Source organism: Nonomuraea sp. NPDC052265 (assembly GCF_044547985.1).
GTDB lineage: Bacteria > Actinomycetota > Actinomycetes > Streptosporangiales > Streptosporangiaceae > Nonomuraea.
The window spans coordinates 373,178-387,483 of record NZ_JBIUBJ010000007.1 but is presented as its reverse complement, the minus strand read 5'-3'; the positions used below and the strand labels follow the sequence as shown (position 1 = coordinate 387,483).

General features: G+C 73.3%; 14 protein-coding genes and 1 pseudogene. 6 read left to right on the top strand and 9 right to left on the bottom strand.

What is annotated here, in order from left to right; translation table 11 throughout:
• Positions 1-99 precede the first annotated feature (99 nt).
• From ACIHAD_RS23650 to ACIHAD_RS23630, 5 genes are all read left to right on the top strand, one after another.
• Positions 100-1,269 carry an ABC transporter substrate-binding protein gene (locus tag ACIHAD_RS23650; RefSeq protein WP_397356750.1) on the top strand — a complete coding sequence of 390 codons (1,170 nt, stop codon included), beginning with the start codon at positions 100-102 and terminating at the stop codon, positions 1,267-1,269.
• A 165-nt stretch (positions 1,270-1,434) separates the two neighbouring features.
• On the top strand, positions 1,435-2,709 hold the full coding sequence (locus ACIHAD_RS23645; RefSeq protein ID WP_397356749.1) for a phytase: 1,275 nt from the start codon (positions 1,435-1,437) through the stop codon (positions 2,707-2,709).
• Between the two features lie 137 nt (positions 2,710-2,846).
• On the top strand, positions 2,847-3,572 hold the full coding sequence (locus ACIHAD_RS23640; protein ID WP_397356747.1) for a LuxR C-terminal-related transcriptional regulator: 726 nt from the start codon (positions 2,847-2,849) through the stop codon (positions 3,570-3,572).
• 79 nt (positions 3,573-3,651) lie between these two features.
• On the top strand, positions 3,652-4,179 hold the full coding sequence (locus ACIHAD_RS23635; protein ID WP_397356746.1) for a hypothetical protein: 528 nt from the start codon (positions 3,652-3,654) through the stop codon (positions 4,177-4,179).
• An 89-nt stretch (positions 4,180-4,268) separates the two neighbouring features.
• Complete coding sequence (locus tag ACIHAD_RS23630) at positions 4,269-5,450, top strand: FAD-dependent monooxygenase (RefSeq protein WP_397356745.1); 1,182 nt, start codon at positions 4,269-4,271, stop codon at positions 5,448-5,450.
• A gap of 3 nt (positions 5,451-5,453) precedes the next feature.
• Here the strand turns inward: ACIHAD_RS23630 and ACIHAD_RS23625 are convergent, their stop codons facing one another.
• Together ACIHAD_RS23625 and ACIHAD_RS23620 are read right to left on the bottom strand one after the other, a co-directional pair.
• Positions 5,454-5,996 carry a hypothetical protein gene (locus tag ACIHAD_RS23625; protein ID WP_397356744.1) on the bottom strand — a complete coding sequence of 181 codons (543 nt, stop codon included), beginning with the start codon at positions 5,994-5,996 and terminating at the stop codon, positions 5,454-5,456.
• Positions 5,997-6,379: 383 nt separating this feature from the next.
• A complete protein-coding gene (locus ACIHAD_RS23620) occupies positions 6,380-6,550 on the bottom strand; it encodes a hypothetical protein (protein WP_397356780.1) in 171 nt (56 codons plus the stop codon).
• Here ACIHAD_RS23620 and ACIHAD_RS23615 point away from each other — a divergent pair.
• Entirely contained in the window at positions 6,539-6,769 is a 231-nt protein-coding gene (locus ACIHAD_RS23615) for an alpha/beta hydrolase (RefSeq protein ID WP_397356777.1), read from the top strand. The two genes, ACIHAD_RS23620 and ACIHAD_RS23615, sit on opposite strands and share 12 nt — an antisense overlap.
• A gap of 38 nt (positions 6,770-6,807) precedes the next feature.
• On the opposite strand, the pseudogene ACIHAD_RS23610 reads toward ACIHAD_RS23615, so the two are convergent.
• From ACIHAD_RS23610 to ACIHAD_RS23580, 7 genes and pseudogenes are all read right to left on the bottom strand, one after another.
• Positions 6,808-7,365, bottom strand: a pseudogene (locus tag ACIHAD_RS23610) (alpha/beta hydrolase); the annotation flags it as partial.
• 176 nt (positions 7,366-7,541) lie between these two features.
• Positions 7,542-8,612 (bottom strand): phosphotriesterase, encoded by a 1,071-nt coding sequence (locus ACIHAD_RS23605; RefSeq protein WP_397356742.1) that lies wholly within the window; start codon positions 8,610-8,612, stop codon positions 7,542-7,544.
• Positions 8,609-9,718, bottom strand: coding sequence for a phosphotriesterase (locus ACIHAD_RS23600; RefSeq protein WP_397356741.1), 1,110 nt, complete (start codon positions 9,716-9,718; stop codon positions 8,609-8,611). Before ACIHAD_RS23600 ends, ACIHAD_RS23605 begins: the two co-directional genes overlap by 4 nt.
• A gap of 45 nt (positions 9,719-9,763) precedes the next feature.
• Positions 9,764-11,278, bottom strand: a complete 1,515-nt coding sequence (locus ACIHAD_RS23595; RefSeq protein ID WP_397356739.1) for an aldehyde dehydrogenase (NADP(+)) — start codon at positions 11,276-11,278, stop codon at positions 9,764-9,766.
• The gene (locus tag ACIHAD_RS23590) at positions 11,271-12,761 is read right to left on the bottom strand and encodes an NAD(P)/FAD-dependent oxidoreductase (protein WP_397356737.1); all 1,491 of its coding nucleotides are present in this window, start codon (positions 12,759-12,761) and stop codon (positions 11,271-11,273) included. Before ACIHAD_RS23590 ends, ACIHAD_RS23595 begins: the two co-directional genes overlap by 8 nt.
• Positions 12,754-13,053, bottom strand: coding sequence for a (2Fe-2S)-binding protein (locus ACIHAD_RS23585; protein ID WP_397356736.1), 300 nt, complete (start codon positions 13,051-13,053; stop codon positions 12,754-12,756). The genes ACIHAD_RS23590 and ACIHAD_RS23585 overlap by 8 nt, the downstream gene beginning before the upstream one ends.
• On the bottom strand, positions 13,050-14,297 hold the full coding sequence (locus ACIHAD_RS23580; RefSeq protein WP_397356735.1) for an NAD(P)/FAD-dependent oxidoreductase: 1,248 nt from the start codon (positions 14,295-14,297) through the stop codon (positions 13,050-13,052). The genes ACIHAD_RS23585 and ACIHAD_RS23580 overlap by 4 nt, the downstream gene beginning before the upstream one ends.
• Positions 14,298-14,306 lie beyond the last annotated feature (9 nt).

Below are 14,306 nucleotides of genomic sequence, written 5' to 3'. Positions count from 1 at the left end.
ACAAATTATTCACCTGACGTTCATCGTGAGCACACAATGGCGCCGGTCGGGGCTGGCGCGGCGCCTGCGAACCCGAGAGGCAAGAGGAGTGACGCCATCATGAGGCGTACCGGGAAGATCATTTCCATGGCGTTGCTGGCGACCGCCGCAGTGGCGTGCGCGCCCTCCACCGCAGGCGGAGGACCGTCGGCGGCGGCGACGGCCAAGGCGCTGCCCGGCCCGTCGCTCGATGCGAACTTCGACCTGGAGGCGCTGGTCGCCGCCGCGAAGAAGGAAGGCAGCGTCCTGGTCTACGACTCCAGCGGCGACATCGAGGAAGTGGCCAAGGCGTTCACCGCGAAGTACGGCATCGCCATGGAGGGGGTGAAGTCGGACACCCCGCAGACGGCCGAGAAGATGACCAGGGAGCACGCCGCCGACAACGTCACCATCGACGCGGCCATGTACGAGGACGGCGGCGTCCTGGTCGGCCATCTCGCACCGCAGGGCGTCACACAGACGTGGGTCCCCGGCGACCTGAAGGACCAGATCCCCGCCGAGAACCAGAACCCGCTGCTCGCGCTCTCCAAGGCGACGGTCTTCGGCTACAACACCAAGCTCTCCCCCGGCGGCTGCCCGGTGAAGAACGTCTGGGACCTGACCGACCCGGAGTGGTCCGGCAAGCTGGTGATGCAGGACCCGCTGGGCAAGCCGACCGTGCTGTCGTTCTTCACCCAGCTCGACGCGTACGGCAACCAGGCGCTCGAACAGGCCTACCAGGCCAAGTACGGCAAGCCGCTGAAGACCGAGGAGAAGAGCGCCGCCCAGGAGTGGATCAAGCGGATGTCGCTCAACAAGCCGGTGCTGACCGGCTCGGACGAGGACATCTCCGCCGCGGTGGGTGCGCCGGCCGCCACGGACAAGAAGATCGGCTTCATGTCGATCTCGAAGTTCCGCAACAACGAGGACAAGGGCTACCACCAGGCCGCCTGCGAGGGGATGACCCCCTTCGTCGGCTTCAGCTACCCCAAGTACGCGGCGGTCGCCACCAAGAGCAAGCACCCCAACGCGGCCAAGCTGTTCGTGCACTTCATCATGACCGAGGAAGGCGTCAAGCACGAGATCGGCGAGGGCGGCGTCTCGGGCAACAGCACGGTCAAGCCGATGGTCACCCCGCCCGGCCTGTCCGACTGGCAGGGCCAGCTCTTCCACACCGATCCCAAGGGCCTGCTCGGCGACCTGCAGAACCGCCAGGCCATGTCCGACTTCTGGCGCGTCAACCGCAGCTAGCGCGGCCGAGGACGGCCCGGCCGGGAAGATCCCCGGCCGGGCTCTCGGCATGCCCTGGATCGCTCCCCAAGACCTAATGTCCTGACATAAGGATGACCTATTGATTTCTTGTAAACCGGTCGTTACGTTTTGGGACAACATCAACACCCCGAACGAGGAGGCGCAATGCGTCCCCTGTCCAGGCTCTCCCTGGCAGCCCTGATGTTGACCGTCGTAGGCGGGATCGCCGTACCCGCGGCCGGTTCCAGCGTGGCGACCGTGTACCCCGATGTCGAAACCCCCTCCCTCTACGACGACGCAGCCGGCGGCGACGCCAACGGTGACGACCCCGCGATCTGGGTGGACCCGTCCGACTCCGAGGACAGCGTGGTGATCGCCACCGCCAAGAAGGGCGGCCTGTACGTCTACGACCTCGACGGGCAGCAGCTCCAGCACCTGCCGGCGCCCGCCGCCCCCGGTCCGGACGACGAGGCGGGCCGCTTCAACAACGTCGACGTCACCTACGGCTTCGGCGGCAGGGACCTGGCGATCGTCTCCGACCGCGGCCGGGACACGCTGCGCGTCTACTCCATCTCGCACGGCCACCTCACCGACGTGACCGACCCGGCCGCGCCGTTCGTGTTCAACGCGACGCAGCAGCAGGTCAACGACGCGGAGACGGCCTACGGCCTGGCCGCCTGGAAGGATTCCACCGGCACGTACGCGCTGGTCAGCCGCCGGCACAAGACCTCGGTCGGCCTGGTCAAGCTGCTGGCCAAGCCGGGCGGCAAGATCGGCTACCAGCTCGTCAGGACGCTGACCCTGCCCAACTCCTTCACCCTGCCGAACGGCCAGACCTGGTCCCCCTGCCTTGAGCCGGACGAGCAGGCGCAGGTCGAGGGCATGGTCGTGGACCAGGAGCGGGACGTGCTCTACGCGGCCCAGGAGGACGTCGGCATCTGGCGCGTGCGCGCCGACCTCACCGGCACGCCCGTCCTGGTGGACAAGGTGCGCGAGTACGGCGTCCCCGGCACGTACGACCCCGCGACCGAGGAGTGCACCCCCGGCGCCGACCCCGGCTACGGCGGCCAGCACCTCACCGCGGACGCCGAGGGCCTGACCATCTACTACCGCGAGGACGGCAAGGGCTACCTGCTGGCCTCCAGCCAGGGTGACAACACCTTCGCCGTCTACCGCAGGGAGGGCTCCAACTCCTACCTCGGCCAGTTCCGGATCGGCGAGGCGAACGGCATCGACGGCTCGGAGGTGAGCGACGGCTCGACCGTGCTCAACGTGCCGCTGGGCGAGTTCGACGAGGGCATGTTCATCGCCCACGACGGCGTGAACACGCCGGCCACGGCGGACCGGGAGAACACCAACTTCAAGTTCGCCGACTGGGGCGACATCGCCGACGAGCTGGACCTGGACGTGGACACCGACGGCTGGGACCCGCGCGACTGACCCGCACCGCTCAGCGCTCCCGCGAACCGGGGCGCCGCCCGATCGGGCGGCGCCCCTTCGCCGATTCAGGCGGGTCAGGCGATTTTGGCATCCCCTCGCAGGGCGGACAGAATGGACTGCGCGTGCGGAGGAGGAGCGTGACCGAGAGCCAGTCGCTGGACCACCTCGCCCGCCGCCTGGAAGAGGTGGTCGGCGAGCTGCGCGGCATCCCCGTGGACGTCGAACGGCTGGAGGACCCCGAGCTCGTCCGCCGGCACATCCTGCGCGCCACCCGCTCGTCGGCCGAGCTGCGGGCCATGCACCCGGTGGGCTCGCGCGAGCAGGGCCGCGAGGAGCAGCGCAGCAGGCGTACCGTGCTCGACGCTCTGGGGCACGGCCTGGCGATGCGCACGATCGTCCATTCGAGCGTGCTGGACGACCCGCGCAAGGCGGCCCGGATCAAGGAGCTGCACGCCGCCGGCGACCTGCACCGGGTCATCGACGAGCCGATCCAGCAGCTCCTCATCTTCGACCGCTCTGTGGCGTTCGTCCGGATCACCCCGATCGCCTACACGCCCGGCGCGCTGATGATCAGGCAGCAGGGCCTGATCGCCACCCTCATCGACCTGTTCGAGCTGTCGTGGACGCGGGCCAGGGAGGTCACCGAGCCGGCGTACCGGCTGTCGCCCCGGGAGCGGGAGGTGCTCGCGCTGATCGCCGAGGGCCGTTCCAACAGCGCCGTGGCCCGCGCCCTGTCGATCACGGAGGCGGCCGTCGGCAAGCACGTGGCCTCGGTGTTCGCCAAGCTCGACCTGCCCACGACCGAGGACGGCAACCGGCGGGTGCTGGCCGTGCTGGCCTACCTGCGCGGCGTGGCGAGGTAGGGCCAGGGCTACCCCGTCCTCGCCCCAGCCCCCGCGCGGGCGGGCTTCGGCGGGCGCTTCGATGGACGTCATGCAGCGAATGACTGGATTGCTGGTCGGCGCGGTGTTCGGCGCGGTGTTCGTCGTCGTCAACGCGCCCGGTCCCCTCGGCCCCGTGACCGCGAACCTCCTGCGGGGGGCCGCGTGCCTGGCGGCGGCGGCCGTGCTCGTGATGTGGTTCCGCGCCGCGCGCGCGGAACGCCCCGCCCCGGACGCCCGGCGGGGCATGTTCGGGCCCGGATACCTGGCCGTGGTCGTGGCCGAGGCGGTCCTGCTGTTCGGCGGGCTGCGGGTGCTGGCCGCGCTCGGACGTCCCGAGGAGGGGAACGTGGCCTGGGTGGCGTTCGTGGTGGGCGTGCACTTCGTCGCCCTCGCGCCCATCTGGAAGGACTGGAGCATCGCCGTGCCGGGCGTGGCGCTCACGCTGCTCGGCGCCGGTGGCCTCGTCCTGGCCGCCACGCCCGCGGTGGCGTGGGTGCCGGTCGTCAGCGGGGTGCTGTCCGGCGTCGTGCTCCTGGCCGGCAGCCTCACCCTCGGCCTGCGCGGGGCGGCACGAGTCGTGGCCTGACCGTCGGCGGACGCGCCTTCTCCCCTGGCACAGACCCTCTGATACTCTCTGTGCTGGATTGATTACTTTCTGTCGCTTGGGGAGCTAGTGTGAAGGTCGCCTGCGTCGGCGGTGGGCCCGCCAACCTGTACTTCTCGATCCTGATGAAGCGGGTCGACCCGTCCCACGAAGTCACCGTCTACGAGCGCAACCCGGCCGGGGCCACCTACGGCTGGGGCGTGACCTACTGGGACGACCTGCTCAAGAACCTGCGCGCCGCCGACCCCGACTCCGCGGACGCCATCAGGGAGAACTCGATCCGCTGGGACAGCTGGGTCACCCACGTCCAGGACCGCGCGACCGTGACGCTGTCGGACTCGGACGAGGGCTTCGGCATCTGCCGCCACCGCCTGCTCGACATCCTCGCCGAGCGCGCCCGCTCCCTCGACGTGCGCATCGAGTACGGCCGCGAGATCGCGAGCCAGGACGAGCTGGAGGCCGACCTGGTCGTGGCCGGCGACGGCATCAACAGCGTGCTGCGCGAGCGCCACGCCGACCACTTCGGCACCGAGGTCGCGGTCGGCCGCAACCGCTACATCTGGCTCGGCACCACGAAGGTCTTCGACGCCTTCACCTTCGCCTTCGTCGAGACCCCGCACGGCTGGATCTGGTGCTACGGCTACGTCTTCAGCGACGACCACAGCACGTGCGTCGTCGAGTGCTCCCCCGACACCTGGAAGGGGCTCGGCCTCGACCAGGCCGCCGAGGCCGACGGCCTGGCGCTGCTGGAGAAGCTCTTCGCCGACATCCTCGACGGCCATCCGCTGATCGGCCGGGCCCACACCGACGGCAGCGCGTACTGGCTGAACTTCCGCACGCTGACCAACCGCACGTGGTACCACGACAACCTCGTCCTGCTCGGGGACGCCGCGCACACCACCCACTACTCCATCGGCGCGGGCACCGCCCTGGCCTTCGGCGACGCCGCCTTCCTGGTCAACGCGCTGAACCAGGGGCCCGAACTGGACGCCGCGCTGGCCCGCTACGACCGCGAACGCCGCGCGGCGATCCGCACGCACCAGAAGTCGGCCCGACTCAGCGCCCAGTGGTACGAGAACCTGCCGCGCTACATCGACCTCTCGCCGGTCGAGTTCATCGCGCTGCTCGGCCAGCGGCACTCCCGGGTGCTGCCGCACCTGCCGCCCCGGCTGTACGTCCGGATCGACCGCGTCCTCAGCTGGTTCGGCGGGGGCGGGTTCGACAGGGGCGACATGGGAGCGCCGCTCACCTGAGGATCAGGGGAAGTCCTTCGGGTTCACGGGGCTGGTGCGGGCGTTGCCGCCCCTGATCGGATTGAGGGTCAGGGTCCAGATGGTGTACTGCGTGGAGGTCGTGCGGAAGCGCAGCCGGTCGTTGAACTTCTGGTAGCTCGCGGCCCTGGTGAAGCGGCCCTTCGAGGTGCTGAACCGGTAGCCGGTCGTGAAGTAGATGCGGTACGTGCCGTCCCTGACGTCCCGGATGCGGGCCGTGGATCTCGCGCGCACGTAGATGCTGACCGCCTTGGTCCTGCCCTTGACGATGGTGACGACGCCGTCCTTCGACGTCCCGTTCTTGATCTTGAGTACGCCGCGGCCGCCGCTGAGGCGGTCGTAGACGATCCGGCCGTTGGACGGACGGGAGGCGGCCTGGACGGCCGAGGTGGTGTGGGCGGTGGAGGTGGCCTGGAGGTTCGCCGTGGTGGCGCCGGCCGGGGCGGAGGTCAGCAGCGTGCCGGTCAATGCGACGGCCGCGACGACCCCTGCGCGTAACGGGGTCGCATCGAGGAGTCTCTTCACCATGATCTTCTCCTTGGGGGACATGGTCAGACTGATCGCGTACCCGTGTATATCAGGACAGAAAGCTTCTACGCTCGTAGACTTTAAGGCGTCCGTTCGTCTCCGAGAGGCGGCACGATGAGCCACGTCCCCGTTCCCTACGACCCTGAGCTGGCGGAAGGTCTCGCGGCGTTCCTGACGGCGGTCGAGAGCGTACCGCTGCGCTCGGACACCATCCTGCGCAACCGCGAGATCTTCGCCGGGCTCATCCCGCCCATGGAGGAGATCGTCGGCGGCCGGCCCGTCGAGTGGTGGGACGTGGACGTACCCGGGCCCGAGGGCGCCCCCGACGTCACCCTCACGGTCGTACGTCCGAAGGGCGGGCCCGCACCCGGCGCGGCGGCCGTCTACGAGATCCACGGCGGCGGGATGATCCTCGCCACCCGGTTCTTCGGCATCGAGAGCCTGATCCAGGCGGCCCTGGAGCACGGCATGGTCGGCGTGACGGTCGAGTACCGGACACCGCCTGGACCGCCCTGCTCGGCGAACGACGTGGCACCCCGGACGTGCTGCCGCACGAGGTCCCGGCGCGGGCGTCCGACCTGTCGGGGCTTCCGCCGGTCTTCATCGAGGTCGGGGCGGCCGAGGTGTTCCGCGACGAGGCCGTCGAGTTCGCCGGCCGCATCTGGGCGACCGGCGGGCAGGCGGAACTCCACGTATGGGCGGGCGGCCACCACGGCTTCGCAGGCACACCGGGCGCCCGCGTCTCCCGCGCCGCCCGCGCCGGGGCCGCGTAGGAGGGTACGTCGGCGTCCGGGTCGCCGGCGCGCTCGCCGAGCAGGGCCCGCCAGCCCAGCAGGTTCAGGGCGCGCGGCCAGGTGCCGAGTCCGTCGTACTGGTGGCTGGAGACGGTGGTGTTGAGGTCGTCCGGCATCGGGCACAGCAGGAGCTGACCGGCCAGATGCGGGCCGCCGCGGTCGCGGGCCAGGAGGGCGACGCCGGCGGCCAGGCCGCCTCCGGCGCTGCCGCCCATCACCACGATGCGTCCGGGGTCCACGCCGAGCTCGGCGGCGTGCCGCGACATCCAGGCCAGCCCGGCCTAGCAGTCCTCGACCGGCGCCGGGTGGGGGTGCTCGGGGGCCAGGCGGTACTCGACGTTGACGGCGACGACACCCAGCTCCTCGACGAGCGCGACCAGGCGTGGGGTGTCCATGGCCCGGTGGCCGGTGATCATGCCGCCGCCGTGGATGTTGTACAGCCCGGGGACCGGGGCCGTCAGGTGGCGCGGGCGCAGCACGGTGATCTCAAGCTCCGGCGCGCCGGCCGGGCCGGGGACGAGCCGGTCCTCGACGTCGATCTCCTGGTCGCCGATGACGTCGGCGATGGGGGGCATGGGCATGGCCGCGCCGGCGGCGCGCATCAGGGGGATGGTCTCCAGGGTCGGGGCGGGACCGTCCGGCTGGGGCATGCCGTCCAGGACGGCGGACAGCGCCGGCTCCAAGGGCACGGGAAGAGAGGCCCCGGAGGCGGGGGGTACGGGGGGTGGGGTGGGGGGCATGGTCCTCCTCGTCACTGCGGTGTTGCGAAGGTGAGGGCCCGTGCCGGGTTCTCGACCATGATCTTGTGGATGGCCTCGGAACTCACGCCGAGGCGGCGCAGGGCCGGCAGGAAGTGGCGCGGGATGTAGTCATAGCCCTTGCCGCCGTACCTCTTGAGCTGGATCTTCTGGCAGACGTCGTGGCCGAGCACGATCTGCCCCGCGTAACCCCGTTCGACCAGGTCGGCGATGCCGCGCAGGACCTTGTGGTCGCTGCCCAGGACGAGGTGCCCCCACGGGCTGCCGGGCGCGGCCAGGAAGTCGAACTCGACGAAGACCCCCCGGGCGAGCAGGCGTTCGGCGAACTCGGGGCCGGACAGGACGTCCATGCAATGCCCCAGGACGACGTTGCCGGGCGAGACGCCCTCCTCCTGGAGGATGTCGAGCACCCGGAACTTCTCCTCGCCGACGCCGCCGACGTGGAAGGTGACCGGCGCGCCGGTGACGCGGGAGGCCCGCCCGGCGGCCCGTACGCTCTTGAGCTCGCCACCGGTCAGCGGCGTCGACTCGGCGCCGACCTCGCCGATGATGCCCGCGCGCACGCCGGTGCCGTCGGCCCCGAGCACGACGTCGCGGACGATGACGTCGGCCAGCTCGTCCACGGTGCGCTCGTCCATGTCGGCCGGGTGGAACGTCGGGGTGTACCAGCCGCCGCCCATGACGATGTGCAGCCCGCCGGCCCGCGACAGCCGCAGCAGCGCCTCCGGGTCCCGGCCGAGGCCGATGGGCGAGACCTCGACCATGGTGCGCCCGCCGCTGTGGGCGAAGGCCAGGGTCTCGGCGAGCATCTCGTCGAAGTCGCCCAGCAGGTCGTTGTCGGCGTTCGGGCCGCCGTGGCGGGTGCGCGCGAGGGTGGCCAGGGTGAGCGGCTCGGCCGCCGCGGGCGCGTCCTCGCCGGGACGGCGGGACCGGGCGGGCCTGCGCAGGTCGACGAAGATGTGCTCGTGCATGGACGTCTGCCCGAGCAGCGCCGGGTCCACCGGACCGGCGACGGTGAGCGCCTGCCCGGCCAGGTTCGGGATGGGGAAGGGGTAGCGGCTCACGAGCCCGCCTCCTCGGTCCGGAGCGTGAGCAGCCGCCTCGGGTTGCGCACGGTGACGGTCTCGATCAGCTCGTCGTCCGCGCCGAGCATCCTCAGGTACGGCACGAACTGCCGCAGGACGAACGCGTAACCGCCGCCGCCGTAGGCGAGGAGCTGCGACTTGGCCCGTACGTCGTGCGACAGCAGGAGGCGTCCGGCGTGGCCGCGGCGGGCGAGTTCGAGCACGGCCGCGGCGACGTCCTGGTCGTCGGAGACGCTGAGCGCGGTGGGCAGCCTGCCGAGCCGGTCGAACTGCACGAAGACGCCGCGTTCGAGCAGTGGTTCAAGGTCGTCGGGCCGGGGGGAGAGCGCGTCGCAGTTCCCGACGGCGACCCGCGTGAGGTCCGCGCCCTCCTCGGCGAGCAGGTCGAGGACGCGCTGCTGGACGGCGAGGTCGTCACCGCGGGTGAGCGAGACGGCGGCGCCGGTGGCCGCCGACGCACGGGCCGCCGCGACCAGGAGCGCGCGCTCGGCGGGCACGGCCGGGTCGAGGGCGGCCAGCTCGCCGATGATGCCGGCGCGCACGCCGTCCACGCCCTCGGTGAGGTCGCGGACCAGTTCCTCGGTCAGCACCTCGGCCGGCGCGGCGGCGTCCTGGGCGGAGGGCAGAGCGGCGGCGTCGCGACCGGCGGGGCCGCCGGTGCGTGCGGGGTGGTGCCGGCCGCAGCCCATGACGACGGTGAGGCCGGTCGCCTCGGCGAGCCGGCGCAGCCCGGCCGGGTCGCGGCCGAGCCCGTCGGTCGTGAGGTCCACCACCGTGCCGCCGCCGGCCTCCCGGAACGCGGCGAGCTCGGCGGCGGCCAGGCCCGCGTCTCCGAGCAGCAGGTCGTCCCGGTTGACGGCGCCCATGCCGACCTCGCCGAGCAGGTCCATCGTGAGCGGCGCCCGGTAGAGCCGCAGGGTGCTCGCCGCCGTCGGGCGGACGCGGCCGGTACGCGCCCAGCCTTCGGGCGTGTCGTCGGGCGGGGCGAAGTCGCTCAGCAGGTGCTCGTGCGGCAGGACCGCGCCCAGGGAGGCCGCTGGGACCTCGCCGGTGACGGCCACGACCGTGGAGTCGGTGGTGGACACACGAGCAATATAGCTCCAGAACGTCTACAAGTGTAGATAAAAGCGTCAGGCGACTCCGTCCACCGTCCGGGGGACGGCGAGCGGGTTGGCCTCGCGCAGTTCCGGCGGCAGCAGGGGGTCGGGGGTGTCCTGGAAGCACACCGGGCGCAGCCAGCGTTCGATCGCGGTGCCGCCGACCGAGGTCGAGGTGCTGGTCGAAGCCGGGTACGGGCCGCCGTGCTGCATCGCGGGCGCGACCGACACGCCCGTCGGCCAGCCGTCCACGACGACCCGCCCGGCCAGCCCGGCGAGCCTGGCCACCAGGCCGGCCGCCGCGCCCTCGCGCTCGTCGGCCCCCAGGTGCGCGGTCGCGGTGAGGTTGCCGGGCAGCGCGTCGAGCACCGCGTCCCGCTCGTCCTCCGAGCCGTACCGGGCCACGACGGTGACCGGACCGAAGCACTCCTCCAGCAGCTCGGCGTACGCGTCGCCGTCCGCGAGCCGCCGCGCCGCCACGGTCAGCACGCCCGGCCGGACGGCCAGCGGCACGGCGTCGTCCTCGCCCGCGGGCAGCGCCTGCGTGACCCCGGGCAGCAGGGCGCGGGAGCGCACACCGTCCAGGAAGGCCGCCCGCATGCGCGGGTCGAGCAGCGGCCCGGCGGGGACCGTGGCCGTGACCACGGCGTCGAGCACCGCGTCGCCCGCCGGGCCCGCGGGCAGCAGGACCAGGCCCGGCTTGACGCAGAACTGGCCGAGCCCCTGGGTGTAGGAGGCGGCCAGGCCCGCGCCGATCTCGGCCGCCCTGGTCGCGGCGGCCCGCTGGGTCACCACGACCGGGTTGAGGCTGCCCAGCTCGCCGTGGAACGGGATCGGCCGGGGACGGGCGGCGGCCAGGTCGTGCAGGGCCCGCCCGCCGCGTACCGAGCCGGTGAAGCCGACGGCGGCGGTCAGCGGGTGCCGGACCAGCTCCGGACCCGCCTCGAAGCCGTGGACCAGGCCCACGACGTCGGCCGGCAGACCGGCCTTCTCCGCGGCGGCGCGCAGCGCGCGGGCGGTCAGGACGCTTGTCGCCGGATGGTCCGGATGCGCCTTGACGACGACCGGGCAGCCTGCGGCCAGCGCGCTGGCCGTGTCGCCGCCCGGCACGCTGAAGGCCAGCGGGAAGTTGCTCGCCGCGAACACCGCGACCACGCCCAGCGGCACCTTGTAGCGCCGCAGGTCGGGACGGGGGGCCGGGCGGGCGGACGGGTCGGCGTGGTCGATGATCACGTCCAGGAAGGCGCCCGACTCGGCCACGTCGGCGAAGGCGCGCAGCTGGTAGCAGGTGCGGGCGAGCTCGCCGGTGAGGCGTACCCGGCCGAGCGCCGTCTCGGCGTCGGCGGTCGCGATGATCTCCTCGCCGCCCTCCTCCAGCAGCGCGGCGGCGGTACGCAGCAGCTCGGCGCGTACGGACCGGTCGCCCAGCGCCGGTGCGGCGGCGGCAGCGGCGCGTACGGCGCGGTCCACGTCCCGGGGCGTCGACTCCGCCGCGACGCGCCCGCGGGCCTCTCCAGTACGCGGATCGACGCTCAGCACGTCACTCACGGTCTCTTCCTCTTTCGTCGGCCTGTTCACAGGCGTGTTCGTCGGCGTGTTCGTCGGCGAGGGCGGCCAGCTCGCCCAGGGGCACCGGGGCCGCCAGGCTCCGGGTGGACAGCGGGCGCAGGTCGTCGGCCGTGCTCTCGCGGCGGCTCAGGCAGGCCGCGACACCGGCGGTGGCGAACCCGCACACCCGTCCCTGGCACCAGCCCATGCCCGGCCTGGCCAGCATCTTCAGCGTGCGCGGGTCGTCGGCGCCCAGGTCGTCGTGGGCGCGCCGGAGGTCCCCGTAGGAGACCTCCTCGCAGCGGCAGACCAGCGTCTCGTCGCGCAGCCAGGCCGTCCAGGCGCGCGGCACGGGGTAGGTCCGGTGCATGGCCGCGGCGAAGCGCCGTCCGCGGGCGATCGACCGGCGCAGGCGGCCCATCAGCGCGGGGTCGGCGCGGCGGCCCAGCGTACGGGCCAGGGCAAGGGCGCTCAACCGGCCCTCCTGCCGGGCCAGGACGGCGCCGCCGACGCCGGTCGCCTCGCCCGCGACGTACAGGCCGGGGACGCCGGTGCGCTGGAAGGCGTCCACGGTGACGACGAGCGAGCCGTCGACGTCCTTCCTGGTGTCCGCGCCGAGCATGAGCGGCAGTTCGAGCGAGGGCGTGAAGCCCCAGCCGAGCGCGACGAGGTCGGCGGGGATCTCGCCGACCGGCCCGGCGGGGCGGCCGTCGCGGCCGACGCCGCTGAGCCGGACCGCCTCGACCCGATTTTCGCCCAGGATCTCGGTGACCACGGTCCTGGTGCGGTACGGGACGCGGTGACGGGCCAGCAGCGCGGCGTACTGGACCGCCTCCAGCCCCTTGGCGGGCACGGACGCGGCGCCCCGGAGGTCGCGCAGCCAGCCGAGCGTGGCGTTGGCCTCGGCGACGGCCGCCACCCGCGCCCCGGCGGCGGCCAGGCCGGTCGCGACCGGCAGCAGGAACGGCCCGGTCCCGGCGACCACCGCGCGGCGGCCCGCGAGCGTGCGCTGCCCCTTGAGCAGGGCCTGCACTCCCCCGGCTGCCATCACGCCGGGCAGGTCCCAGCCGGGGACGGGCAGTTGCCTGTCGTAACCGCCGGGGCACAGGATCAGCGCGCGGGCGGTCACCGTCGTGCCCGCGGCCCCCTCCTCGGGGACGGTCGGCGTGGTGCGCAGCGTGAACGTGCCCTCTCCGTCGCGGGTGGCCAGCCAGACCTGGTGGCCGGGCAGGTAGCGGACCCGTCCGGCGGCGGTCAGGGCGCGCAGCCGGTCGCGGAGCCGGGTGAAGAGCGGCCGGCCGTGGTGTCCGGCGGCGTCTTCGGGGCGGGCGTGGCGCTCGTCGTAGTGCCGCCAGAACTGGCCGCCGGGCTGGCCTGCGGCGTCCACGAGGGCCACGCCGAGCCCGGCCCCGGCGGCCTCGACGGCGGCGGCCAGCCCGGCCGGGCCCGCGCCGACCACGGCGACGTCGTACGCCTCACGCATATGGCCCTCCCCGCTCGCCGTCCACCCGCTCGCCTTCTTCCTGGGCGGGGGTGTCGTCGCCGAGGCGCATGCCGTCGCGCGCCGGGACCAGGCAGGCGCGCAGGTCAGGAACGCCGTCGACGGTGATCAGGCAGTCGAAGCAGATGCCGATGCCGCAGAACAGTCCGCGCGGCCGGCCCGCCCCGCGGGTGGTGCGCCAGTCGAGGATGCCGGCCGCGACCAGGGCGGCCCCCACGCTCTGGCCGGGCTCGGCGGGGACGCGCACGCCGCGGAAGGTCATCTGGTGGGTCATCGGGGCGCCTCCTCGGTCGCGGAAGACCCGGCCCCGGGGAAGCCGGTCCGGGCCGCCCCGCCGCCAGGGGCCGCAGGGGCGGGCGTCTCGAGGGCGGGGGTTTCGGGGGCGGGGAAGCGGTCGGGGGCGAACGGTGTGAGGTCGAGGTCCGGGGTGCGGCCGGTGATGGCCTGGGCGATGAGCTTGCCGGTCCCCGCGGCCAGGCCGATGCCCGCGCCCTCGTGCCCGCAGGCGTGCCACAGTCCGGGCGCGCGCGGGTCGGGCCCGATCACCGGCAGATGGTCCGGGCAGTACGGCCGGAACCCCAGGTAGGTGCGCATGGCACGGACGTCGCGCAACATCGGGAACAGCGCGATCGCCTTGGCCGCCAGCGCCCCGGCCGCCGCCGGGGAGAACGTGCGGTCGAAGCCGACGCGCTCGCGGGAGGCGCCGATGAGGATCGTGCCGCTGCCGGTGCCCTCCACGACGGGCGAGGTCTGCAGGGCGGCGTCGGAGCTGGCCACGTCCCCGACGTACTCGGCGGCGTAGACCTTGTGGCGGATCGTCCGGGGCGGCATCGGCTGGGTGACCAGCACGAACCCGCGCCGGGGCAGCACGGGCACGTGCACCCCGGCCAGGGCGGCGACGTCGCCGGCCCACGTGCCGGTCGCGTTGAGCACCGCCCCGGCGGGCAGGTCGCCGGCCGTGGTGCGCACGCCGGTCACGCGGCTGCCGTCGCGCAGGAAGCCGGTGACGCCGGTACGGGTGCGTACCTCGGCGCCGTGCGCGCGGGCCAGGCGCAGCAGGTGGGCGACCACCAGCATGGGCTGGACCTGGGCGTCCTGCGGGTAGAAGGCGGCTCCGGCGAGGCCGGGCGCGAGGTGCGGCTCGTAGTCGCGCAGCTCCTCCCCCGCCACGTCGCGCACCTCGACGCCGTGGCGGCGCTGGTGCTCGCCCAGCTCGCGCAGCGAGCCGAGGCCGGGCCCGGACGCCGCGACGACCAGGCCGCCCTTGGCCTCGAACTCCCACAGCGCGGCGTGCTCGGCCAGATCCTCGCGCCACACCCGCTGGGAGTGGAGCGCGAGGTCGAGCTCGGGCCCGGCCTCCTTGTCGGACACCAGCAGGTTGCCCTCGCCCGCGCTGGAGGTGCCCCCGGCGATGGCTCCGCGCTCGACGACCACCACGCGCAGCCCGGCCAGCGCGGCGAAGTACGCACTGGCCGCGCCCACCACGCCCGCCCCGATCACGACGAGGTCGGCGCTCACGGCGTGCCC